Raw genomic sequence first — 23,684 nt, forward strand, 5'->3', positions numbered from 1 at the left:
GCGAACAGGCCGCCTACGCGGAGAGAGGAGGATCACCTCTCACCACACATCCACCGGGCCTCTGGGCACGGGGATGGACTCGCGCAGGAATACGGGGTCGTCTTCGTCGCGCTGGAAGGATGCGATCATCGGTTCAGGTCGATACTTCGAAAGGAGCTGCCCCGACTCGTCGCAGAACTGCTCCCGCCAAGCGATGAATTCGGCAAGCGTTTGCTCGAAATCGGCGCGGGACTTTATGCGAATGATGTCGCGCTTGAACGGTTTCGACGGTCCGAAGCGGCGGGCATACCAGGGCGCTACTTTACGGAAAAACTTCGCGCCACGTTCCTCGCCGTAAAATTCAACGTAGCGGTCGAAATGTCGCTGCAGGACGCGAATGCGTTCCGCAAAATCGGGTTCGGGTAGCAGCTCGCCCGTGGCGAGCAGGTGCGCGGTGCGTTTGAAAATCCACGGATCGTAGAATGCGCCGCGGCCCATGCTCACGCCTGTGCAGCCGGTGACGTCGAGCATGTGCTGCGCGGCCTCCGGTGTAGTGACATCACCATTACCGATCACCGGGATGGTTGAGACGGCTTCGACCACGGCCCTGATGCCGTTGAGGTTGACGCGTCCGGAAAAACCTTGGGCACGGGTGCGGCCGTGCACGAAAACAGCGGCGACGCCGGCGTCTTCCAGGGTGCGGGCGAGGTCGGGCGCGGTGAGATTTTGGTCGTCCCAGCCGAGTCGCATCTTGGCGGTGATGGGAATGTTCACCGCTTCGACCATGCCGCGCACGAGGGCGGCGGTCTTGGTGAGTTCGGTCATCATGGCGGAGCCGCCGCCGACGTTGACAACCTTGCGCACGGGGCAGCCCATGTTGATGTCGACCGACTGCACGCCCATTTCGGCGCAAATGATGGCGGCGTCGCGCATCTCCTCCGGCACGGCGCCGAACAGTTGAATCGCGAGCGGCCGATCCTCGGCGCAGGTGGCGCACAGTTTGAGCGCGGTGCGGTTGCCCTCGATGAGTGAGCGGGCGTTGACCAGATCGGTGGTCGCCCAGCCGAGACCGCCGATTTCGCGCACGGTTAGTCGCATGGGCAGGTTGGTATAACCCGCCAGCGGCGACAAAAATAACGGCGAAGACAACTCAATCGGACCAATTTTCATAGGAACAACCCGGCACTGTGCGACCGGTCTCGCCCGTGGCAACTCCCGGGGCAAGTGTAACCATAATGGTTACACTTGCCGCCGCGGGTCACAGACTTGGATCGCGGCCGGCACGGCGTTCGCCCAGCCAGTGCATCAGCATCAGGGTGGTCTCGGCGTCGGGGAGGCGGCGGTTCCCTTTGAGGAAGTCACCCACGCGTTGGCGGGGAATACCCAAGTAGCGGGCCAGGCGGGCTTTGGAGCCGTATTCGACGAGCTCGGCCCGGAGCTCCCGGACGAGCACGTTCCAAATGGGAGTGGAATCGCCCGGTCGGCGATGGATGACGTTCGAGCGGGTGCGGCGCCGGGCGACCACGCGTTGCTTGATCATTTTTGCTCCGATGACGGCCGCCTCGGCCATGCCCTCGAGGAGTCCCGACATCAAACGAACCGAGTGCGGAGTGGGCGTCACGTTCATACGCGAGTGTAACCATTATGGTTACACTTCCGGCAAGCCGGAACAGCGCGCCGGACCGGGTAGCAAAGTGTCAGGTGCGACGCCGGACTTCAGGGGCGAGTGTAACCATTATGGTTACACTTGCCGGAGGCGGAGTGCGGTGGTCGAGAGCGGAGTGGCGGTGGTTTGCCGGGGGAACTTCGGGGCCAGTGTAACCATCATGGTTACACTGGTGGTGGTTTGGGTGGTCGTGGAGGGGGGGGCTGGTCGGGAGAGTTGCAACGGTGGGAAAGCGGTCTTGTTTCGGGGGGTGCCACGTTTCGATGTCATGTCTGCCGGTCCGTTGTTGCTCTTCGATGGGGAGTGCGGGCTGTGCCATGCGGTGGTGCGGTTCTTGTTGCGACGGGATCGGGCGGAGCGGTTGCGGTTTGCACCGTTGCAGGGCGTGACCGGGCAGGCGCTGCTGCAGCGTTTGGGGCTGCCGACGGCGGATTTCGACAGTCTCGTTTTTCTGCCTGACGTGGCGGCTCACGTTCATCATCTGCGCAGTGACGGGGTGGTCGCGGTATCGCAATATTTGCCGGGGGGCTGGGCCCGGGTGGGACGACTGTTTGGCGTGTTGCCGACCCGTTGGCGCGATGCCGGTTATCGGTTGGTGGCGCGTTCGCGGTATGCGTTGTTTGGCCAATACCAACCGACGCCGTTGCCGGATCCGCGGTGGGCGGAGCGGATCCTGGACTGACAAAGTGCCGGGTTCAGCCGCGGGCGAGTCGAGCGGTCAACCGATCGCGGATCGGTGCCCATTCGTTGGCGAGAATGCTGTAGTAAACGCTGTCGCGAACAAAGCCGTTCTGCACGCGCATATGGTGGCGCAGCACGCCTTCGCGGGTGGCCCCGAGGCGTTCGATGGCGCGCTGGGAGGCGAGGTTGCGGGCGTCGGTTTTGAGCTGCACGCGTTCGGCTCCGAGGGTGTCGAAACAGTGGGTGAGGAGCAGAAGTTTGGTGGCGGTGTTTACGGCGGTGCGGCAGGCCGCGGGCTCATACCAGGTGTAACCGATTTCGACGGCGCGTTCGGGCACGCGGATGTCAAAGAGACTGGTCGAACCGACGACTTGGTCGTCGCATTGGCGGCGCACCACCAAGGGCACGCGGGAGCCGGCCAATTCATCGTGCAGCATGGCGGTCACCCAATTGGCGGCGTCGAGGGCGGCGACAAAAGCGGGCGAGGGCATGTAGCGCCAGGTGGCTTCGTCCTGACCGATCATGAACAGTTCGGGAGCATGCGTTGGTCGCATGGGCTCGAGCTGCACGTGATCGTTGGCCAGCGTGACCGGTCGCACGCGAAAGGACGGGCGAGGGTCGGTATCGGCGGAGTTCATGGGCGAGCGGCTTGCACGCCGGTGGCGAAACGGCGCAGACCTTCCCGCAGCGTCATGAGCGGACAACCGAAGTTGAGCCGCACGTAGTGTCCCGGAGGAGCGCCGAAGAAGCTGCCGTCGCTGAGGCCGATGCCGTGCGCCTCGAAGTGCGCGACCGGGTCCGGGAGGTTGAGGTCGGCGACGTTGATCCAGGACAGGTAGGTCGCTTCCTGCGGGGCTTCGAGGTGCACGCCGGGCAGTCCGCCGATCACGCGTTGAATGAGCGCGGCGTTGGTGCGCAAGGTGGTGAGCAAGCCCTGCCGCCATTTCTCGGAACGACCGTAGGCGGCCTCGCCCGCGGCGTAAGCGAGGTTGTTGACCTCGGGCAACAGGCCGCGCGACGTGCGTTCGAATTGGTGCCGCAGTTTCTCGTTGGAAATAATGGCGAGGGTGCAGCCGAGACCGGCAATGTTGTAGGTCTTGCTCGGCGCCATGAGCGTGATGGTGCGCGCGGCGAGTTCGGGGCTGAGGGTGGCGCTGGGAACATGCGGTATTTTCTCATCGAGAATCAAGTCGCAGTGGATCTCATCGGAGATGAGGAGCAGGTCGTGTTTTTCGCAAAATTCGCCGAGGCGAACGAGTTCCTCGCGTCGCCAAACGCGGGCGATGGGGTTGTGAGGATTGCACAGGTAAAACAGCTTCGTCGAAGGCGTGACGGCCGCTTCCAGAGCGTCCCAGTCGATGATCCATTGGCCATCGGACAAGACCCACGATGAGCGCACGGCGCGTCGGCCGAAGTTGCGTCCGGCGGTGAGAAACGGGGGGTAAACCGGGGTGAGGGTGAGGTAGTTCTCCTCGGCCGCAGCATAGGTGAGGGCGCACAGATTGAGGCCGCAGACCATGCCGGGCAGCCATACGATCCACGACGGATCGATGTCCCAGCCGTAGTGTTCACGATGGTGAGTGACGATGGCATCGAGGGTTGATTTGATCGGCCGTGCGTAGCCGAAGACGCCGTGGTCGACGCGTTGATGCAGGGCTTCGAGCACGGCGGGAGGCGACACGAAATCCATGTCGGCGACCCACATCGGGAGGATGTCGCGGTCGGCGTATTTCTGCCATTTCTGGGAGTCGGTATCGAAACGTTGCGGGGGCGTGGAGAAGTCGAAGGCCATGAGCGGTTCAGGTGTAAACGGACTGGGGACGGGAGAAAGCACGGATTGCGAAATCGGCGCGACGGAATTTCCCACGTGCGACGTCACAGTTGCGGACAAAATTGCGCAGTTCGCCCCGGGATGAGAAACTAAGCCGCTGATAAACAGTGGTATAGCTCCCTGGCGGGAGTCGGCATTCCGTATGCAAAACGAGAGATGTTCATCCACTCTTAACCCTCCCAAGGAGAAATAAAATCATGAGAATCGTTCGCTACACCCAACCCACCAATCGTTTCGCTCCCGCTTCGGTTTTCGGCCGCAACCCGTGGTCGGGCCTGGAGACGGAAATCGATCGGTTGTTTCAATCCGCGCTCTCCGACTTCGGTGGCGCTCCCGCGGCCGACCGTTTCCCGGTCGACCTCTACGAAGACGACCACAGTGCGTTCGTGCGCGCCGAGCTTCCTGGCTTCAAGCGCGATGCGATCAGCGTCGAAGTGGTTGACGGCTATCTCACCATTGCCGCCACTCGCGAGACCAAGCAGGGCGAGAAGACCTCGACCGCCAAGTTCAACCGTTCCGTGGCATTGCCAGACGAAGTGAAGGCCGACGGCGTGACGGCGGCCTACGAAAACGGCGTCCTCACCGTGACGCTGCCCAAGAAGGAAGAGGCCAAGCCGCGCAAGATCACCGTCGCGGTCAAGTAACCGTCGGCTGCCCGCTACCGCTTAAATCCATCAACTCCCTCAATAACGGAAAAACCATCATGAATGTATTCAACTCACTCATCCCCGCGTTTCACCGCAGCCCGGCCGTGCGTCAGGGGCACCGCGACGAAGATCTCGGTGCGACTGTGAAACCGCACTACGAAATCAAGGAAACCGACGAAGCGTTTGGCCTGACCGTGGACTTGCCCGGCGTGGCCAAGGACGGCCTCGAGATCACGGCGGAGGACGACACCTTGCGCATCGTGGGTAAGCGCGCCTGGACGCGTCCCACCAGCTGGACTTCGCTCTACCGCGAGACGTCTGACGCCGCGTTCCTCTTGGAACTCGATCACGACAACTCGGTCGATCTCGACAAAATCCGCGCCGAGCTGGTCGACGGTGTTCTGCGCGTGAGCCTGCCCAAGGCCGAGGCCATCAAGCCCCGCAAGATCGCGGTGGCCTAACGTAACCTGAGTATCGCGCCGGCGTCTCTTTTGACAGCCGAACGATATCAAACCACCTGTAACCGCGCCGGCGTTCCTCTCGAGGAGCCCGGCGCGTTTTCGTCTGCGGATTCCTCGTAAAATTCAGTCCGGGGCTGGTCGATCGAAGCGTTCCAGGTCGTTCACGCGAATCATGGAGCGCACCATGGAGATGTATTCGTGGCCTTTTTCGGAATAGCGCACCAATCCGCCCGCGAGCGCGGAGCCGGTGATCGGGGCCCCGCGCCGACGCAGGTCGCGGCGAATGGAACGCATCTGGCGGTAGGAGCCGTTGGTGTTGAGGTTGTGCGCCAGGTTGTCGATGGCTCCGCGCACGGAGTCGTAGGCGGCGACTTCCCAGGTGGCTCCGGCGGGTCGACGTTTGGGCACGATGCCGGTTCCCGGCTCATAGGTGCGCATGCCGAAGAGATTGTTGCCCTGACGTGCGAATCGAGAGGTGCCCCAGGCTGACTCGATCGCGGCCTGCGCCATCACCAGCGAGGGCGCGATGATGTCGACGCGACGCAGGAGTCGATCGACGAACGCCAAATTGTAGGTCTCGGGCGGCTCCAAATCATAGGCCACGCACAACTCGTCGAGGCGGCGGCGGTTGAGCCACCCCGGTTCGTCGTCGTCCTCGGCCAAGTCATCCCGAATCGCTTGCAACGTGGCCCGTTGTTGGAGGATCTCCTCGTTGACAGCAGTGATGTGCGGGAGGAGGTAGGTGAAGAAGGCGGCCTTTTTCTCGGAGGTGTCTTCGATGCTGCCAAAGTCGGGCAGGTGTTCCGGGCCGAAGATCCACCGACCCACGAAAAAGAGCACCACCACGACGCCCGCGACTTTGGCAATGGTGACCACGGAACGTTGGCGGGGGCGGGCGGCGGTGGGGAGGGCGCGGGGTCGGCTCATGAGTTCGGTGGGTTCCAGGGGATGAGGGGCCGCCCTGTTTCCGAGGCGGGTGGATCGCTACTGACGCACGGATCGTAGGTCGGGCGACGCGATAACGCAAGTCGCTGGCTTCGGCGGAAAGTTGACGCGTCCGGCCAGAGTCGCACGGTCGGGTGATGCATTTTTGGAAACGGGTCGGTTTTCTTATCGCGGTGGGAATCGGTTTGGGCGCCTTGCAGGGCGAGCCGCGCAACGCGAAATGGGAGCAGGAGATATCCGCCATCGAGCAGCGCGAAGCGGAAACCCCGCCGCCGGCGAACGGCATCGTGTTCACCGGCAGTTCCAGCATTCGGTTGTGGAAAACCTTGGCGGAGGATTTTCCGCACCACCCGGTCGTCAATCGGGGATTCGGGGGCTCCCAGATTTCGGATCTGATTGGTTATTTCGACCGCGTGGTGGTGCCGACGCATCCGCGTCAGGTTGTGGTCTATTCCGGCACCAACGATATCAGTGGCGGGGAATCCGCCGAGCAGGTCCTGGCTGACTGGGCGACGTTGTGTGGCATGATCGAGGTGGCCTTGCCCGGCACCAAGATCGCCTTGATTGCGGCGGCCCCGAATCCCGCCCGATGGTCGCAACGAGCGGAACAGTCCCGCTTCAACGCGCTCGCCGCCGCCTACTGTGCGCGCAACGGCTACGATTTCATCGATGTCTGGACGCCGATGCTGGGCGCAGACGGCACGCCCTCGCGTGACATCTACGTCGACGACAAGCTCCACATGAACGCGGCCGGCTACGTGATGTGGCGTGCGATCGTGGCGCCGTATTTGATCGATTGATACGAACGGACGTTAGTTCCAGGACGAGCCCCAGTTGGTTTCGACGTCGAGAATCTCGATTTGTTCGGGGTTGGAGGCGTCGAGGGTGATTTCGATGCCGCGGGTGCGTCGACGAAACGCGCTGCCGACGCTTTCATAGTAACTGTAGTAGCCGCTGCCGGTCACGCGATAGCGACCCGACCAGCCGGGCACGGGCTTGGGCGCGCTGAGTTCGAGATCGACGTCGGTCACGGTGGCGTAGCCGGAGCCGATTTTGATACTGTAGCGCAGGTGGCGGCGCGCGGCCGCGTCGGCTTTTTCGGCGATGGCCGCTTCGAGCGCGGCTTGGCGGCTGGCCACGGCGGAGGCGGACGTGTCGTATTTGTCCGGCGCGGCGACCGGGGCTTTGGGGGCGGGAGCGGGCGGGCGCTTCCGTTCGGGATTGCGGGGATATTCGGCGGCGCGGGAAGCGATGGCGTCGGTTATCGCTTCGGGGAAGAGCGACACGGGATAGGGGCGCAGGCGGTGGTCCTCGAGGACGTAAACGAGATTCGCGTCGCGGTTGAACCCGTTGATATTGGCGTTCTTGAGCACGCGGCCATTGGACAGGGTAATCCGGACGTAGCGGAGACCAATGGGGACCATGTCGGCCGATGCCATGACGGTTGAAACCAACAGGATCAGCGCGAGCAGGAGGCGATTGCGCGCCGCGTGGGGGTGTGGGGGCCGCGCGTTCATCAGGGTTGGGACCCTGAAACACGCGAAGGAGTTCCGCGAGCGGATTCAGGATCGAAGCTAGACCCGCCGGGAGTTGGCGGGCATGTAAGTGGACCCAGTTACCCCATGCATCCGCTCCTCATCGCTTTACTCGCGGGCGTCGGCTTCGTCGTCGCCTACCACACCTACGGCCGTTGGCTCGGCGGAAAGATCTTTAAGTTGTCGGCCAACGCGATCTGTCCGTCGCGCCGTATGGCGGATGGCAACGACTACGTGGAGACGAACACCGGCGTGGTTTTTGGGCATCACTTCGCGTCGATCGCGGGCACGGGTCCGATCGTCGGTCCGGCGGTGGCGATCATGTGGGGCTGGTTGCCGGCCTTGTTGTGGGTGATCTTCGGTTCGATCTTCATCGGCGCGGTGCACGACCTCGGCGCGCTGGTGGTGTCGTTGCGCAACAACGGTCAGACGGTCGGCGACATCGCGGGCCGCGTGCTCAATCGGCGGGTGCGGCTGTTGTTTTTGTGCGTATTGTTTTTGGCGCTGACGATCGTGCTCGCGATCTTTGGTTTGGTGATCGCGACGGTGTTTCGCATGTTCCCGAGTGCGATCGTGCCTTGTCTCATTCAGATCCCGATCGCGGTGGGAATCGGCGCGTGGCTCAACCGCCACGGCAAGAGTCTGAAGTTGGCGTCGGTGATCGCGTTGGGCGTGATGTATCTGACGGTGATTTACGGCGACGTGGGCTTTTTGCACACGCTCAACTCGGCGATGGCGGAGTGGTCGCTGATCAGCTGGGTGCTGTTGCTGTTGATCTATTCCTACGTGGCCTCGGTGCTGCCGGTGTGGGCGCTGTTGCAACCGCGCGATTACATCAACGCGTTGCAACTCATCTCGGTGTTGGGACTGCTCGTGGTCGGCGTGGTCGCGGCATCGTTTTTCGGTGGCGCGGGTGAGGCCGGTCCGGTGTTTGCGATGGCGGCACCAGCGATCAACGCCAACCCGGTGGGCGCGCCGGCGATGTTTCCATTTTTGTTCATCACCATCGCGTGCGGCGCGATTAGCGGGTTCCATTGCCTCGTCTCCTCGGGCACGAGCAGCAAACAGCTCAAGACCGAGCCCGACGCGCGTTTTGTCGGTTACGGAGCGATGCTGACCGAAGGGTTTCTGGCGACGCTTGTGATCCTCGCTTGTGCGGCGGGCGTGGGGCTGGGCGTGAAAGGGCCGGGCGGCGAAACGTTGGTTGGCGCGGCGGCGTGGACGCATCACTACGGCGTGTGGAGCGCCGGGCTGGGTCCGGCTTTGGGCGCGTTTGTAGGCGGCTCGGCGAATTTCCTGCAGGCGCTCGGAATTTCCGGGGCGGTCGCCATCGCGTTAATGGGGGTGTTCGTCGCATCGTTTGCGGCGACCACGCTCGACACGGCGTGCCGCTTGCAACGCTACATCGTGCAGGAGCTCGCCAACACGGTGGCTCCAAAAGCAGTCGGCGGTTTCGATGCGCTCGGGTGGTTGCGGGGGAAGCACGGCGCGACGGTGTTTGCGGTGGGCACGGCGTTGCTCATGGCCGCAACGCCGCCGTCGGGGCAGTCATGGTCGCTCGCCGCGGCGGGTCGCGGCGGCCTGATGCTGTGGCCGATTTTTGGGGCGACCAACCAGTTGCTCGGCGGGCTGTCGTTTCTCGTCATCGCGTTTTACCTGTGGCGTCGATCCGTGCCGATCTGGTTCCTGGTGGGGCCGATGATTCTCATGCTGATCCTGCCGGCGTGGGCGATGACGTTGCAGGCGTTTGTGGGGGAGAGCAGTTGGTGGGCGCAGGAGAACTGGCTGCTCGTGGCGGTGGCGGTGATCACGATGGCCTTGGAGGTCTGGATGGTGATCGAAGCGATCAAATTGTTCCCCCGCGTCAAAGGTGTGATCGAGACGGGCGCGGTGGAGCCGGTGACGACGTAGGCACGCCGCCTTCGAAGAATTCGCGGGCAGAGTGAATTTTCCTGTAACCGGACGCGTCCCAGCGGGGTGATAGAGGTAACTGAATACTCCAACCCGCGTTACAATGAATACTCGCCAAACTCTCCGTGGTGTCGCCGTCGCGACCGCCTGGGTGCTGCTCGTCTCGGGCTGCGCCGTGATTAACTCCCATCAGGATTCGCACTTCTCGGGCAACCGAGTTTCGACGGAAACCTTGAACAAAGTCCAACCCGGCGTGACCACCGAATCCTGGCTCGTCGCCACATTGGGCGAACCGTCGCGCAAGGACCAAGTCGATCCCGGCACCAAGATCCTGCGCTACACGTCCAAACACGTGACCCGTATCGACACCGAGCTGTTGCTCGTGCTCGACACCAGTTCCCGCAAGGAAGACATCACAACGGTGTTTTTCGAAATCCAAGACGGCGTGCTGAGCCGTTACTGGTCGGAAAACGAAAAGTCATCGCACCGCGGCTGACGACGCCCCTCCCCAGTATCGATGTAGCACGCGCTCGCGCGGGATTGAACGCGGCGCCTTGGTGAATTCGGCGCTAAGAGGCAGTGTGATCGCGCGCAAGCGCAGCTCCTCCATGGGGAGAGTCTCACTGGCGGCGTTTTGTGATCTCTCCGCGATCGAGGTCGCACCGGTTCGTTCGTTGATCCGGCTCGATTTTTGGGCGCTGGTCTCACAACATGCTCGGCATGTCTTCCGCCCCATCCGCGAGTCACCCCGTCGTGTTGCTGGTGGGCACGGTCAAGGGCCTGTTTCTCTTTTACGGTGATGAGTCCCGCCAAGCGTGGCGGTTGAGCGGACCACATTTTCCGGCTCACGAAGTCTTCAGTGTGTGCGCCGATCCGGCGCGAGATCGCATTCTCATGGGCACGGAAGAATGGGGGCGCGGACCGACCATTCGCATCTCCGAGGATCGTGGTGAAACGTGGCGCGAGGTCGCCCGAGATCCGAAGTTTGCGGAAGCCGCCGAGGCCAAGCTCAAGCACATTTGGCAAATCGTGCCCGGGCACCCCGACCGGCCGGGCACGTGGTATGCGGGCGTCGATGACGCGGCGTTGTTTGTGAGTCGTGATGACGGCGAGACCTGGGACGAACTGACGGGTCTCACGGCGCATCCGACGCGACCGCGCTGGACCCCGGGATTTGGCGGACTGTGTCTGCATTCGGTGGTGGTCGATCCGACGAACCCGGATCGCTTGTGGGTCGGGATTTCATCGGTGGGAGTTTTCCGGAGCGTGGATGCGGGCGAGTCGTGGGAGATGTGCAACCACGGCCTGCCGAACGTGGCGCCGGAGTTTATCAAAGATCCCGACATGGGACGCTGCGTGCACAAACTCGCGCTTGATCCGGTGCAGCCGGGCGCACTCGTATTGCAGTATCATTTCGGCGTCTACAAATCGTCCGACGGGGCGGATTCGTGGACGAAAATTTCCGACGGACTGCCGCACGACTTCGGCTTTCCGCTCGCTGTGACCGCCCGCGATTTGTTCGTGGTGCCGTTGGTGAACGACCATTTTCGCATCGTGCCGGATGGCGTGTTCAAGGTCTGGCGTTCGCGCGATCGCGGACGCGTGTGGCAGGCGATGGTGAAGGGCCTGCCGCCCAAGGATTGTTACGTCGGCGTGCTGCGCGACGCGATGGCGGCGGATGCGCTTTCGCCATCGGGCGTGTATCTGGGCACGACCGGCGGCGAAGTGTTTTACTCGCGCGACGACGGCGAAAACTGGACGCAGCTACCCGCGCGGCTGCCGCGCATCACGACTATAAAAGTCGGCCGATTTTCCAGCGGGTGAAACCGTCGTTGCAGCGCCGTCCACGCGTTGCAGGATTTAGCCAACTTCAACCCCGCTTCGAACCATGGCATTTTGGGATAAACTAAAAGGTGAGCTGATCGACATCGTCGAATGGCTCGACGACTCCAACAACACCCTCGTTCATCGTTTCGAACGTTACGGTAACGAGATTAAATACGGGGCCAAGTTGGTGGTGCGCGAAGGGCAGGCCGCGATATTTGTCAACGAAGGCAAACTGGCCGATGTGTTCACTCCCGGCACCTACACCCTCGAGACCAAGAACGTCCCGATTCTGTCGACACTCAAAGGCTGGGTCCACGGCTTCGAGAGCCCCTTCAAAGCGGAAGTCTATTTCGTCAGCACCCGCCGTTTCGTGGATCAAAAATGGGGCACCAAAAATCCCATCACGTTGCGCGACGCCGAGTTTGGGCCGGTGCGCCTTCGGGCGTTTGGCACCTATGGCGTGCGCGTGACCGATCCGGCCGTGTTTTTGCGCGAAATCGTGGGGACGGACGGACATTTCACGACCGAGGAAATCGTCGGGCAGTTGCGCAATCTGATCGTGTCGCGGTTTTCCGACGCGATCGGGGAGAGCCGTATTCCGGTTCTCGACATGGCGGCCAACTACGACGAGCTCGGCGAATTTGTGGGCAAGAAAATCAGCCCCGATTTCACGACCTACGGCTTGGAAGTCGTGACGCTGATGGTGGAGAATATTTCCCTGCCGCCGGCCGTCGAGGAGGCCCTCGATAAGCGCTCCAGCATGGGCATTCTCGGAAACCTCGATCAATACACCAAATTTCAAGCCGCCACCGCGATGGAGAAAGCCGCCGAGAATTCCGCCGGAGGAGGCGCGGCCGAAGGCATGGGCCTCGGCATGGGCTTCGCCATGGCGGGCCAGATGGCGCACGCCATGCAACCGTCCGCCGCCGGTGGTTCAGGCGGTGGTCAGGCACCGCCGCCGCCACCGCCGCCCGCATTGACCTTTCACGTGGCCGTCAACGGTCAGACCACCGGACCGTTCGACTTGAACACATTGAAATTACAGGCCCAGAGCGGCGCGTTCACGCGTGCTTCCACGGTTTGGCGCGAAGGCCAATCGGGTTGGTTGCCGGCCGGACAAGTGACTGAACTCAACCCGGTCTTTGCCACCGTGCCGCCTCCGCCGCCCCCACCCCCGCCGGGGGCCACACCACCACCACCACCACCGCCTCCGCCCTCGGCCTAACGGCATGGCCGCGGAGAAATCAGCCGAAGTCGGCGCGCACGAATTTGCCTGCGTGCAGTGCGGGGCCGATGTGAGTTACGAGATCGGGCTGAGCGCGTTGCAGTGCCCGTATTGCGGCACGCAAAACGAGATTCCGGTCATGGCCGATGCGGTCGGCGAGCAGGATTTTCGGGCCGTGCTTGCCGCGGGAGAATCGGCCGCCGGCACCTACGACGTGTCGACGGCCAAGTGTGTGAGTTGTGGAGCGGAATCGACACTCGATCCGAATATCAGTCACGACAGTTGTGCGTTTTGCGGGGTGCCGGTTGAAGCCGAGGCGCAGTCGCGCCGACTCATTCAACCGCAAGCGTTGCTCCCGTTTGCGGTGCCGCGCGACGACGCGCGCCAGTCATTCAAAGCGTGGTTGGCGAGCCGATGGTTTGCGCCCAACACGTTGAAGCGTATGGGACAGCTCGACGGCGGGTTGCAAGGCGTGTTCCTGCCGCACTGGACCTACGACACCGATTGCTCGACGTCGTATGTGGGTCAGCGCGGCATCTATTATTGGGTGACCGAGCATTACACGACGACCGACGCCAACGGGAAGTCTGTGCGCAAGTCGCGACAGGTGCGCAAGACCCGCTGGTATCCGGCGAGTGGCCGGGTGTTGAACCGCTTCGACGACCTCCTCGTCGCCGCGTCGCATTCGCTGCCAACAAAATATGTGGAGGCGCTGGAGCCCTGGGGACTGCCAGAACTGGTGGCGGCTGATCGCGCCTACATGGCGGGGTTCAAGACGGAGAGTTACTCGGTCGATCTTGAAAGCGGATTTGCGGCGGCCGAACAACAAATGACCGGGCCCATACAGCAAACGATCCGCGCCGACATCGGCGGCGATACGCAACGCATTCTGGATTACCGCGTCACCTACCGGGACATCACCTTCAAGCACATCCTGTTGCCGGTGTGGATCAGCACCTACCGTTTCAAAGAGCGGGTCTTCCGCATCATGGTCAACGCCCGGACCGGTGAAGTGCAGGGCGAACGCCCCTGGAGCTGGCTGAAAATCACCGTCACCGCGCTGGTCGGCATCGCGCTGGTCGCAGTGATCGCGTGGGCCGCCAACCAATCGTAGCGCGGCGTAAGTTATTCGTGACCAAAAGTGAAAAAATACCCCAGTAACGACACGACTCCGTCAAATCGCCCCAACGCAAATGCTGACAATGTGACGACATGCCTCCCCCTCAGAGGCCCCGCTGATGATCTTGTCAAGAGTCAAACAATGTCCCCTTTGACTGGCTATGTCCCCTTTGACTGGCTCGCATGCCCTTCTCGGCGACGTCCTGCGGTTCGGACGCAAAGCTGGTCGACACGAGCAATGTCAGAATAAACGCGGTGATCTTCTTCATTTGCCTATCGATTGAGATCAGGCATGGCCGACGGCGAAGCCGTAGGTCATTGCCTGCGTCGATTTGTTAGGATTTCTTCTCATAATTGTAGAATCCCATCTTAAGTGGTGCCGGTAAGCGAGCGGAGCAGAGCGCATTCAGACTTCGTGAAAAAGGTATCGTGTTGAATTTCCAACTATCGAGTTCGTAATCAAAATATATCACTGCGAATCCGCTTATCAATCCACGGCCTTTTTCGCGGTATTTCATTTTCACCACAACCGTCGCAAGATCAGGCCCTATCGTAGAATGTAGCGGAACAAGTTCCTCGATCTGGCGATCGGCTGCCCTAAAGTCCTCATCGAATTGACTGAATGAAACAGCCTCCCGGAACCACATCGAAGACAGCTTATAGACGGATTCAGAATCACCATCGTTCACCGCTTGTTTGATGCGGTCGAGCTCCCCTAGAAAGGGGTGCATTCCCAGCTGCGCTGAACTGGAAACTGTGCAAACGCTCGAAACAAGAATGAGGATTATCGTCTTAAGTTTCATTTCCTAACGATTCAGCTCAGAGGCGGCGACTTGTCGCCGTTCTCTGAATGCTACTAATAGGTGAATGAGGCCAAGAAAGCGGTCCCGGCAACGGGAGCGCGAGGGGTTGCGACCTTCCGCGTTTTGGTGTTACCGGGACCACGGAGTTAAGCATGAACAAACCAACGATCAATCCTGGCAGTGAGCAACTGCAAAGCCGCTGGCTCAATGTCTGCGTGGATGTCTCCAAGCAGACTTTGAACTGGGCGTTTGAATGTGATGATAAAGGCCGTCTGGAGGAGGGCATCGTGCCCAATGCCAACACGGCGATCCCGGCGTGGTTGGATCAGATCAAGGCCCGTGCTAAAGCCTTGGGATTCACTCACGCCCAGGTGATTTGCGAACCCACCGGTGGCTACGAAAAGCGCCTCTTAAAACTCGCCCGCCAGCATGGTTGCATGACCGCGTTGGTGAGTGGTGAGAGCGTGCACCAGATGCAGGTGGTGCAGAACAACGATACCGGCAAGAGCGATTGGAAGGATCCGCGCACGATGCTGCTATTGGCCAAGTGGGGCAAGACGCTCACGGACCGGGAGCTCACCAGTCGGTGGCTGGCCCTGCGCGAACTGGGAGCCTATTACGATCGACTGGAGCGTGGCTGCACGCAGACCAAAAATCGGATTCACAAGACCTTGCTGCACCTGTGCAGCGAGTTGTCCTTCAAAAAGGACTGGTTATTTAAGAGCCGCGCGGCCGGGGTCGTGCTCGAGCTCTATGGGTTCAACCCGGCCTCGATGCTCGCGCCCGGGTGGAGCCGCTTCCGCGAGCGCCTGCGCCGGCGCAAGTTGTATCACTCGACGATCGCGCGACTGTGGCACGATGCCCAAGCCTGCGAGTTGTGCGTCGATGACGAGCTGTGGCGCGAGGAACTGAGCGCGCAATTGCGTGAGCACTACGCCGACCTACGCCTGGTCCAGCAACGCATGCAAGCCTGCCGCGACCGCATGATCGGGCTCCTCGAACAACTGCAGCGACACGAGGAAACCCGGCTGCAAGCGCACCCCGGCCTGATCAGTCCATTCCTATTAGCCCGGGTGCTCGCGGAGACCGGGCCACTCAACGAGTTTGCCAGTGTCAAACAACTGTTGCGCTACGGTGGATTGAACCTGCGTCCCCGCCAAAGTGGCTCGCAACGTGGACAGGATCGGCAAAGCAAAAAGGGACGCGCCCGCTTGCGCCACGTGCTCTCACAAGCGGTGCTCAAGCGCGTGGTGCGAGGGCAACTCTACGGCGAGTATTACCACGGCAAACGCGCCGAGGGCATGTGTGGAGCCAAGGCCATGACCGCGGTCGCGCGCAAGTTCCTCAAACTGCTCTACGGCCTGGAACGCAGCGCCACGACCTACGATCCGCAACGCGTGTTTGCCTGTGAATCGGCGACCCGGGCGGCGGCCTGAAGCCGCCTGACATCCTCACCTTTCCCACCCCACCCATGATCGAACCCTTACGCTAAAAACCTTTCCGGGGCCCGTCGGCAAGAGGGCCGCCAGTCGTTCGTCACGGCTTCGGCCGATGACCACCTGCATGTTCCCACCGCCCCTTCCGGCGGGACCCCGGTCACACCGCCGTTAAAGTATCCACCAGACTGGTCGACTACAGGCCAGATCATCGGATGAAGATCATCGCGGGTGCCCGGGATCCCCAACCCCACAAACCACTCCCGTGAAACGGGCGGTGAATGGCTTCGCCCTCCACCGCTGGTCCCCGCCAGGGTTCCTGCTAAATAACGAGTTTTATCACTTGATACTACCTAAGGAAGAGCGGCTGGTTGGCCTCTTTTCTGGAACTATCGAAGTCCATATTCGAGCTTCAAGTCCAGCAGCCGATGACCGGCTACTTGACGCTTCTGGAGATCTAAAACCACGGCCATAAACACATCAGGATCTTCCTTCGTGTCGATCAGCACGTGCTCGAATCGGCCATCATCTCCCCGCCACACCCACTGAACGCTCCCTTCGGAACAATCATAACCTTGGAAATCTTCTTTGGGGATCGTGTCCGCATAGCTCCAGAAAGGGAACGGAACATCACCGGACGCTGCGACTCGCTGCATCTTCTGTCCGAAGGTGCTTCGAAATGTGACTTCGTCCATGATCGGCATAACAGCTATGGCCAACGATTTAAGTCAGACGGGAGCATCCAGAAGATGAATACTCATACACCAATTTTGTGTGACTGGTGCTCCTTGTCTGCACTGGCTGGTTGGACTTTCTTCTCGGTGTCATGTGCGGTGAATTCGTGCAATCGCGAAGACGACGAGGATGGCCGCGACAAATGCGAATAGTAGCCTCAGATACCACCTCCTATATTTCAGACCTTCGATCGTTAAGGAATCAGGTCGGAAAGGTAAGCTGGCCCAACTGAAAATCAACCAGTCACCGAATGGCTCCAAATCTTCGGTTGTCTCACCAATCATCAAATAGCTCAGAACCGTCATGCCTGCCACAGACAGAAAGCCCACGCCGATGCAGAGGGGTATTAGAGCTTCTGCGATCATGTCAGTCCAACAGTGTTATTAGCCTGCATTGAATGCAGCATATCGCGCAATGGGCGATCGGGACGATGGAAAGGCGGGGGGGCGTATCTTTCTGAAGATCATGGGGTAAGTGTTCCTCTAACGCAGCCAGCGTTGATCCGCAGTTTCACGAAAAGCGGCGTTCCGGCGAGTCGGAAATTACATCGGCGAATTTCGCACGCTGGTGAATGCCGCATATCGCGCATCCGGCGTTTTTAGTCTCCGTGAGTAATCTTTCGCAAGTCTCTCGCTAGTAATCTACAAGCGAATCGTAGCTGTTCAGGGGCGTAAATGCCTTCCGTGTTCGTGCGGCGTGAAAATGCTCGAATTTCGCCGATTTTATCAACCGGTTTAAGCCGATGCAGTTGAATGCCGCATTTCGCGCATAGCGCCGCGGCGACCGATAGGGCTAACGAGGATCATAACCTGCAGGTAATCAGACTAATAGGAATTATTGAAAGAATTGAGACGTTTTCCACGTTTCATCAAAAGCGACATTCGACGGGTGGAGCCCATCGAAGCAACTAGGTCATCTCATTATGCCCAGACCCGCCCTGAGCCAAATTCAGCATGAACGACGAGTATCTCGATTTTAAGGCGTGGAAGGCGCGTCTGCAGAGTTCGAGGTTGCCGAGCAACCGCCGAAAACTGTTCGAAACTGAGATCCACGCGGTTCTGAGAGTCTGCAAGACCACCCGTCGCCGACTTTCGGTGGGATTGATGAAATGGTATGTCGAGGCGTGTGAGCGGCGGGATGGCTCGCGTTATGAAATCAGACGGGAGGCATTGCGTTGGTTGGTGAGAGAAGCCCGGAAAACAGCAAACACTCAGCCTGCGTCGGGAGCATTTATTCCACCGTCGACGGGTCTACCGGCGGAGGATCTTAACGGCCTCAATGCTACCGGTCATTCGCAGCCACCAACGCTTCGAGCGGTTGATTTGGGTGACTCGGATTGGGAGCAGGCGCTGGTGAAAGCGATCCGGGAACGCGGTTTTTTATGGCGCACGGAACAAACGTATCGTGGGTGGGCGAAGCGTTTCGCACGTTTCCTGACGCCTCGGTCGCCGTGGGTGGCGGCGAAAGAGGAGGTGGGGGCGTTCTTGAGCCAGCTGGTGGTGAAGGAAGGTTTGAGCAGTGCGAGTCAGAAGCAGGCGCTCAACGCGTTGGTTTTTTTCATGCAAGAGGGGCTGAAAATCGAACTCGGCGATATGGTGTTTGAGCGATCCAGGAAGTCGGGATTTGCGCCGTCGATACTGGGGTGGAATGAGCTCAAGCGTCTGTGGCGAGAGCTCAGCGAAACCGAACGACTGATGGCTGAGTTGATGTATGGTTCCGGGATTCGCTTGATGGAGTTGCTGCGGCTACGGGTGAAGGATCTCGATATGGAGCGAGGGCGGTTGAATGTTCTGGCGGGCAAAGGAAACAAGGATCGGGTAACGCTGCTACCAGATGTGTTGAACCAGAGACTTGACCGTCATTTGAACCGGCTTCGCGCGCTTTTCGAGAAAGACCGAGCAGAGGGTTTGCCCGGCGTATGGCTACCGGAGGGACTCACTCGAAAACTCAAACGAGCGGGCGAGGATTGGCCATGGCAGTGGTTGTTTCCGTCGCGAAAGTTGTCGGTCGATCCGGTGAGCGGCGTGCGTCGAAGACATCATTTGCTCGACGGCACGTTTCAACGGGCAGTGAAGGCGGCCGCCCGGCGGGCCAACATTGACAAGCGAGTCTCTCCTCACCTGCTGCGGCATTGTTTCGCCACGCATTTGTTGGAGGACGGGACCGATATCAGAAATGTGCAGGATTTAATGGGTCATGCCGACTTACGGATGAAGTGGACCCCATCGGTTGGACAGGCCGGGCGGATTTTTAGTTATGGTTTCTGGGTTTGCTGACCAAGGATAAAAGTAAATGGAGGGGTGCAGGGGAGGAAGCTCAGCTTCCTCCCCGCTCTGATTGCCGCCGTCAGGCGGCTGCGACGGAGGGGGCGTTGGCATGGTAGACCTCGGCTGGGGTTTGACGTCCGTGAGCGGAGTGCGGGCGTCGGTCGTTGTAGAATCGGAAGTAGGCATCGAGGTGCGCGTGGGCCTCGACCATCGTCTCGTAGCGACGCAGGTAGACCTCTTCGTATTTGACGCTGCGCCAGAGGCGCTCGACGAAGACGTTGTCCAAGCAGCGACCTTTGCCGTCCATCGACAGGCGCACACCGGCCGCCAGCAGCGGATGGGTGAATTCCGCGCTGGTAAACTGGCAGCCTTGGTCGGTGTTGAAGATCTCCGGCGTGCCGTAGCTCGCCATCGCCCGCGCCACCGTCCGCACACAAAACGACGCGTCCAGCGTGTTCGACAGTTCCCACGCGAGCACCATCCGACTGTGCCAGTCGATCACCGCGCACAGATAAACGAACCCGCCTCTCACCGGGATGTAGGTGATGTCGGTCGCCCAAACCTGGTTGGATCGTTCGACCGTCATGCCGCGCAGCAGATACGGATAGATCGGATGGGCGGCGGCCTTCTTTGACAGGCTCGGCCGGCGGTAAATCGCCGTCAGTCCCATGAGTCGCATCAGCCGTCGCACACGCTTGCGGTTCACCTCATACCCTTCGCGTTGCAGCCACCGGGTCATCTGCCGGCTGCCGAAGAACGGGAACGCGAGGTAGGTCTCGTCGATCACGCGCATCAGCGTCAGATCCCCTTCTGGCGGTGGCTTCGGGTGGTGGTAAAAAGTCGAGCGAGGCAGCTCCATCAGCTTACACTGCCGCGCCACGCTCAACTTTGGGGAGCCGTCGGGGTCATGTCGTCACATTGTCAGCATTTGCGTTGGGATGGGGGATTGGAGGCACACGAATTGGAACTCCCCGGTTAGATTTCCGTTTCGAAGGACACATGTCCGTTCCACGTAATCCAACGCTATCCGCTGTTCTGTGGGATCTGCTGACAAAGTGACGAAATGACGCCATCCGTTTGCTCAAAGCGTCGGGTGGTGTGCCTTGTGTGGCTATCAACATTTCCTCCGACTTAATTCGTGGGTTAGTCACAAAGAGGCGCGAAAAATCGCAACGGTATGCGGGGCTTTGCGTGCGCCTAGGCGCGTGAACGGTAGGCATGGAGCGGAATGTGTTTTTGGAGCAATGTTTCTGGCGGAGAGACTGGGCCGTTGGGGGGCAGGCGGGGATTTTAGAGGTGGTGCGCACGGTTGGTTGATCACGGTTGAGCGCGAGCGAGCTCGCAGCCTACGGGGCAGGGGCGGAAGACGTGGAGGTCGTCCCTCCGCGAGTGCTGAGGCGGTGGGCAGGTTGGGGGGGGCGCTCAAATCGAGCGTTGCGCCGGAATCGGGGGCGACGCGACGATGGCCGGTCATGAGTTCTGAGCGCCGCGTTGTTACCTTTCACTACACTTTGCGCGATCCCGAGGGTCGTTTGATTGATACTTCGGCGGGCAATGAGCCGATCGCCTACTTGGAGGGTGCGGGCATGATCATCGATGGTCTCGACGAGGCGTTGCGCGAGGTTGCTCCGGGCACCAAGACCAAGGTCGTGGTGCCGGCGGCCAAGGGCTACGGCGAGCGCGATCCGGCGCAGGTGCGCAAGGTGCCGCGCAGTGCGTTGCCGGTCGAGGGCGAGATCAAGGTGGGCGACCAATTCCAGACGGGGCCCGATCGCGCTGATCCCGTGGTGACGGTCGCGGGGGTGGAGGAGGATGGCGTGGTGCTCGACGCCAACCATCCGCTGGCGGGCGTGGAGTTGGCGTTCGAAGTCGAGCTGGTGGCCGCGCGCCCGGCGACAGCCCAGGAGCTCGAACACGGCCATGTTCACGGTCCTGACTCAGACTGTGCGTAGGGGAGGTTTTCTTAACCACAGATTTCACCGATGAACACAGATACGGGTCAGTCTGGTGGGGTGCATCGTGAGTTGAGTGGAGCGGTCATCGGGGCCGCGATGAAAGAGCATCGCGTGCTGCGTCCTGGTCTAGATGAAAAGATTTATGAAAACGCGTTGGTGGTTGAGCTGCGAAAGCTGGGGCATGCGGTCGAACAGCAACGGTCCTTTGACGTGCGTTACGAAGGTGAAAGGGTGGGGCGTTTCATTCCTGATCTGATCGTGAACGGAAAGATCATCGTGGACCCCAAGGTCGTGGAGAACTTCAACGATGCTCACATCGCTCAGATGTTGGGCTATCTCGCGATCACACAGCTGCCTCTCGCGTTGTTGTTGAATTTCAAATTGGGAAAATTACAGGTGAAGCGCGTGTCGGCACCCATTGCTTAGCCATCTGTGTTTATCGGTGAAATCTGTGGTTAAACTCTCTGGCCGGAAATTCATATGAACACGCCGATTCAAATTGTGGGGCAGGGGGTGGCGGGGTCGTGGTTGGCTTGGGAGTGTGAGCGGGCGGGGGTGGGTTTTCAGATCATTGATCGCGGTCACGCGGAGGCCGCGTCGCGGGTGGGGGCGGGCTTGGTGAGCCCATTGACCGGGCGGCGGCTGGCGCCGACGTGGCGGTTTACGGAATGGCGGGATAGCGTGCTCGCGGCCTATCGCGAGATCGAGCAGGAGCTGGGGTGCCCATTGGTGCGGGAGTTGCGACTGCGGCGACAGTTTCGCGACGATCGCGAGCGCGTTCGTTTCAAGGAGCGGGTGGCGGCGTCGGATGCCGCGCCGTGGGTTGAGTCGATCGATGACAACGGACTGTGGTTGCGCGGCGCATTTCAGGTCGAGACGGGTCGCCTGATAGCGGCGTTGCGCGAGCGTTGGATCGCTCAAGGGAAACTGGACGTCAGCGAGGTTGAGCCGGCGCGCGTGCCGACGAGCGAGGGGCGCACGGTCTGGTGCATCGGGGCGCGCGCGGTCGGGGCGATTGATATCGGTTGCGATTGGGAGCCGTCCAAAGGCGAGCTGGTGCGGGGGCGGATGGATGGGCTGGAGCCGGATGTGGTGCTCAATGATGGCCAATGGTTGCTGCCCCTGCCGGACGGGCATGTGCGGGTGGGGGCGACGTTTGAGCGTCATGATCTCAAGCTGGAAGCAACGGAGGCGGCGCAACAGACCTTGCGGGAGGCGGCGGAACGGTTGGGCGGTCAACCCCTGCGCGAACCGGAAGCAGCGGTGGGCCTGCGGGTCACGGTCAAAGATCGGCGGCCGGTGGTGGGGTGGCTCGATGCCGAGCGGAGGGTCGGCGTGTTCGGCGGGCTGGCCGCCAAGGGGGCGCTGTGGGCTCCGGCGTTGGCGAGGCAATGGTTGGCGGATGGGTTGAGCGGTGGGCAAATTGAGGCGGAAGCGCGGGCGGATCGTTTTTGATGGGCCGGTGATTGAACGAATCCGCGATACCGTTCGTCGCACGCAGAGGGCGTTTGATCGCATTTACTTTCTCTTTCGCCTCAAATCGGGCAGCCCAAAGGATTGGATTAAATGATTGAATCTCGCTACACGAAGTGGATCGCCCTGATCGCCGTTTGGACGGCGGTTGGTCTCATTCTGAGCACGGAGGTCTACTTCACGGTGCGGGTGACGCGGCCCGAGATTCAGTTCTGGGATGTATTGGCGTCGCAATACGCGCGCGTGTCGCTGTGGGCGCTGCTCACGCCGGTGATCCTGTGGCTGCGACGCGTGCTGCCGCTGAGCACCTGGCGATGGGTCGGTGGCGTGGGGTTTCACCTGACGTTGAGCCTCGCGGTGATGTCGGGCTACTATCTCGCGCGCATCGCGTTTGTGATGATCAAGCAAGGCGAGCCGATGGCTGATTTCTGGGAAGTGGCCTGGGTCAATTTCTTTGGCCGTAACCTCATCGACGTCGTCTTTTACTGGGCGATCATGGGCGCGGGTTACACGTTTGAGATCTACCGCAAATACAAGAACGAGCAGATCAAGGCGGCCCAGTTGGAATCGCGCCTGGTGCAGACGGAGCTGAGCTCGCTCAAGCAGCAGCTGCATCCGCATTTTCTGTTCAACACCATGAACACGATCGCAGTGCTGGTGCGCGAGGCACGCAACGAGGAGGCGGTCAGTCTGTTGTCCAAACTCAGCGCGTTGTTGCGCATCTCGCTGGATACCTCGCGGGTGGAGGAGGTCACGGTGAGGCAGGAGATGGAGTTTTTGGAGCGTTACATCGACATTCAGAAAATGCGGTTCGCCGACCGGTTGTCCGTGAGCACGGATATTTCGACCGAGGCATTGGAGGCGCGCATCCCAAACCTACTGCTGCAGCCGCTGGTGGAAAACGCGATTCTGCATGGTGTGGCGCCGAAAAGTGGTCCCGGTCTGGTGCGAGTGCTCGGTTCGGTGCTGGAGGGGCGTCTGCACCTGGAGGTGATCGACAACGGCATGGGCATCGACAACGCCAAAACCGATCGGTCGCGCGAAGGTATCGGACTCACCAATACGCGCGAGCGGTTGAATCGCATTTACGGCACGCACAGCCAACTGGTTTTAAAAAGTGAACCCGGGCAGGGCACGACGGTCTCCATCGTCTTGCCCCGCCGAGTCTGACCCCCGGTTTACCCGCTG

At 60.8% G+C, this 23,684-nt stretch carries 24 protein-coding genes; 15 read left to right on the top strand and 9 right to left on the bottom strand.

Annotated elements, in window-relative coordinates:
• Positions 1 to 39 precede the first annotated feature (39 nt).
• On the bottom strand, positions 40 to 1,149 hold the full coding sequence (gene dusB / locus PXH66_RS21785; RefSeq protein ID WP_330928335.1) for a tRNA dihydrouridine synthase DusB: 1,110 nt from the start codon (positions 1,147 to 1,149) through the stop codon (positions 40 to 42).
• Positions 1,150 to 1,237: 88 nt separating this feature from the next.
• The gene (locus PXH66_RS21790) at positions 1,238 to 1,606 is read right to left on the bottom strand and encodes a hypothetical protein (protein WP_330932146.1); all 369 of its coding nucleotides are present in this window, start codon (positions 1,604 to 1,606) and stop codon (positions 1,238 to 1,240) included.
• A gap of 307 nt (positions 1,607 to 1,913) precedes the next feature.
• Here PXH66_RS21790 and PXH66_RS21795 point away from each other — a divergent pair, with 307 nt between their 5' ends.
• A complete protein-coding gene (locus tag PXH66_RS21795) occupies positions 1,914 to 2,327 on the top strand; it encodes a thiol-disulfide oxidoreductase DCC family protein (protein ID WP_330928337.1) in 414 nt (137 codons plus the stop codon).
• A gap of 13 nt (positions 2,328 to 2,340) precedes the next feature.
• On the opposite strand, the gene PXH66_RS21800 is transcribed toward PXH66_RS21795, so the two are convergent.
• On the bottom strand, positions 2,341 to 2,964 hold the full coding sequence (locus tag PXH66_RS21800) for a GNAT family N-acetyltransferase (RefSeq protein ID WP_330928338.1): 624 nt from the start codon (positions 2,962 to 2,964) through the stop codon (positions 2,341 to 2,343).
• Positions 2,961 to 4,160: a MalY/PatB family protein gene (locus tag PXH66_RS21805; RefSeq protein ID WP_330932147.1), complete on the bottom strand. Its 1,200-nt coding sequence runs from the start codon at positions 4,158 to 4,160 to the stop codon at positions 2,961 to 2,963. The genes PXH66_RS21800 and PXH66_RS21805 overlap by 4 nt, the downstream gene beginning before the upstream one ends.
• Before the next feature lie 194 nt (positions 4,161 to 4,354).
• On the opposite strand from PXH66_RS21805, the gene PXH66_RS21810 reads away from it, so the two are divergent.
• Both PXH66_RS21810 and PXH66_RS21815 read left to right on the top strand, forming a co-directional pair.
• On the top strand, positions 4,355 to 4,801 hold the full coding sequence (locus PXH66_RS21810; RefSeq protein ID WP_330928340.1) for an Hsp20/alpha crystallin family protein: 447 nt from the start codon (positions 4,355 to 4,357) through the stop codon (positions 4,799 to 4,801).
• Between the two features lie 59 nt (positions 4,802 to 4,860).
• The gene (locus PXH66_RS21815) at positions 4,861 to 5,265 is read left to right on the top strand and encodes an Hsp20/alpha crystallin family protein (RefSeq protein ID WP_330928341.1); all 405 of its coding nucleotides are present in this window, start codon (positions 4,861 to 4,863) and stop codon (positions 5,263 to 5,265) included.
• A 123-nt stretch (positions 5,266 to 5,388) separates the two neighbouring features.
• Here PXH66_RS21815 and PXH66_RS21820 read toward each other — a convergent pair whose 3' ends face one another.
• Positions 5,389 to 6,192: a glucosaminidase domain-containing protein gene (locus PXH66_RS21820; RefSeq protein WP_330928342.1), complete on the bottom strand. Its 804-nt coding sequence runs from the start codon at positions 6,190 to 6,192 to the stop codon at positions 5,389 to 5,391.
• Positions 6,193 to 6,347: 155 nt separating this feature from the next.
• Between PXH66_RS21820 and PXH66_RS21825 the strand changes: the two genes are divergently transcribed.
• A complete protein-coding gene (locus PXH66_RS21825) occupies positions 6,348 to 7,010 on the top strand; it encodes an SGNH/GDSL hydrolase family protein (RefSeq protein WP_330928343.1) in 663 nt (220 codons plus the stop codon).
• A gap of 12 nt (positions 7,011 to 7,022) precedes the next feature.
• Here PXH66_RS21825 and PXH66_RS21830 read toward each other — a convergent pair whose 3' ends face one another.
• Positions 7,023 to 7,727, bottom strand: a complete 705-nt coding sequence (locus PXH66_RS21830; RefSeq protein WP_330928344.1) for a hypothetical protein — start codon at positions 7,725 to 7,727, stop codon at positions 7,023 to 7,025.
• Between the two features lie 105 nt (positions 7,728 to 7,832).
• On the opposite strand from PXH66_RS21830, the gene PXH66_RS21835 reads away from it, so the two are divergent.
• The 5 genes from PXH66_RS21835 to PXH66_RS21855 all read left to right on the top strand — a co-directional run bounded on the left by PXH66_RS21835 (position 7,833) and on the right by PXH66_RS21855 (position 13,822).
• The gene (locus PXH66_RS21835) at positions 7,833 to 9,656 is read left to right on the top strand and encodes a carbon starvation CstA family protein (protein WP_330928345.1); all 1,824 of its coding nucleotides are present in this window, start codon (positions 7,833 to 7,835) and stop codon (positions 9,654 to 9,656) included.
• Between the two features lie 103 nt (positions 9,657 to 9,759).
• Complete coding sequence (locus tag PXH66_RS21840; protein WP_330928346.1) at positions 9,760 to 10,152, top strand: hypothetical protein; 393 nt, start codon at positions 9,760 to 9,762, stop codon at positions 10,150 to 10,152.
• 224 nt (positions 10,153 to 10,376) lie between these two features.
• Positions 10,377 to 11,480, top strand: a complete 1,104-nt coding sequence (locus PXH66_RS21845; protein WP_330928347.1) for a WD40/YVTN/BNR-like repeat-containing protein — start codon at positions 10,377 to 10,379, stop codon at positions 11,478 to 11,480.
• A gap of 64 nt (positions 11,481 to 11,544) precedes the next feature.
• On the top strand, positions 11,545 to 12,708 hold the full coding sequence (locus tag PXH66_RS21850; RefSeq protein WP_330928348.1) for an SPFH domain-containing protein: 1,164 nt from the start codon (positions 11,545 to 11,547) through the stop codon (positions 12,706 to 12,708).
• A 4-nt stretch (positions 12,709 to 12,712) separates the two neighbouring features.
• Positions 12,713 to 13,822: a TFIIB-type zinc ribbon-containing protein gene (locus PXH66_RS21855; RefSeq protein WP_330928349.1), complete on the top strand. Its 1,110-nt coding sequence runs from the start codon at positions 12,713 to 12,715 to the stop codon at positions 13,820 to 13,822.
• A 340-nt stretch (positions 13,823 to 14,162) separates the two neighbouring features.
• Here PXH66_RS21855 and PXH66_RS21860 read toward each other — a convergent pair whose 3' ends face one another.
• Entirely contained in the window at positions 14,163 to 14,630 is a 468-nt protein-coding gene (locus tag PXH66_RS21860) for a hypothetical protein (protein ID WP_330928350.1), read from the bottom strand.
• A gap of 152 nt (positions 14,631 to 14,782) precedes the next feature.
• On the opposite strand from PXH66_RS21860, the gene PXH66_RS21865 reads away from it, so the two are divergent.
• Positions 14,783 to 16,066 (top strand): transposase, encoded by a 1,284-nt coding sequence (locus PXH66_RS21865; protein WP_330932148.1) that lies wholly within the window; start codon positions 14,783 to 14,785, stop codon positions 16,064 to 16,066.
• A gap of 389 nt (positions 16,067 to 16,455) precedes the next feature.
• Here PXH66_RS21865 and PXH66_RS21870 read toward each other — a convergent pair whose 3' ends face one another.
• The gene (locus PXH66_RS21870) at positions 16,456 to 16,761 is read right to left on the bottom strand and encodes a hypothetical protein (RefSeq protein ID WP_330932149.1); all 306 of its coding nucleotides are present in this window, start codon (positions 16,759 to 16,761) and stop codon (positions 16,456 to 16,458) included.
• Positions 16,762 to 17,754: 993 nt separating this feature from the next.
• Here PXH66_RS21870 and PXH66_RS21875 point away from each other — a divergent pair.
• Complete coding sequence (locus PXH66_RS21875) at positions 17,755 to 19,077, top strand: integron integrase (RefSeq protein WP_330932150.1); 1,323 nt, start codon at positions 17,755 to 17,757, stop codon at positions 19,075 to 19,077.
• A gap of 70 nt (positions 19,078 to 19,147) precedes the next feature.
• On the opposite strand, the gene PXH66_RS21880 is transcribed toward PXH66_RS21875, so the two are convergent.
• Entirely contained in the window at positions 19,148 to 19,927 is a 780-nt protein-coding gene (locus PXH66_RS21880) for an IS3 family transposase (RefSeq protein ID WP_345784012.1), read from the bottom strand.
• A gap of 613 nt (positions 19,928 to 20,540) precedes the next feature.
• On the opposite strand from PXH66_RS21880, the gene PXH66_RS21885 reads away from it, so the two are divergent.
• The 4 genes from PXH66_RS21885 to PXH66_RS21900 all read left to right on the top strand — a co-directional run bounded on the left by PXH66_RS21885 (position 20,541) and on the right by PXH66_RS21900 (position 23,666).
• Entirely contained in the window at positions 20,541 to 21,020 is a 480-nt protein-coding gene (locus PXH66_RS21885; RefSeq protein ID WP_330928393.1) for an FKBP-type peptidyl-prolyl cis-trans isomerase, read from the top strand.
• A 30-nt stretch (positions 21,021 to 21,050) separates the two neighbouring features.
• Complete coding sequence (locus PXH66_RS21890) at positions 21,051 to 21,449, top strand: GxxExxY protein (RefSeq protein WP_330928392.1); 399 nt, start codon at positions 21,051 to 21,053, stop codon at positions 21,447 to 21,449.
• Between the two features lie 54 nt (positions 21,450 to 21,503).
• Positions 21,504 to 22,478, top strand: a complete 975-nt coding sequence (locus PXH66_RS21895; RefSeq protein WP_330928391.1) for an NAD(P)/FAD-dependent oxidoreductase — start codon at positions 21,504 to 21,506, stop codon at positions 22,476 to 22,478.
• Positions 22,479 to 22,589: 111 nt separating this feature from the next.
• Entirely contained in the window at positions 22,590 to 23,666 is a 1,077-nt protein-coding gene (locus tag PXH66_RS21900; RefSeq protein WP_330928390.1) for a sensor histidine kinase, read from the top strand.
• Positions 23,667 to 23,684: the final 18 nt, after the last annotated feature.

The sequence above is a fragment of the Synoicihabitans lomoniglobus genome (genome assembly GCF_029023725.1).
In the GTDB taxonomy this organism is placed as follows: domain Bacteria; phylum Verrucomicrobiota; class Verrucomicrobiia; order Opitutales; family Opitutaceae; genus Actomonas; species Actomonas lomonigloba.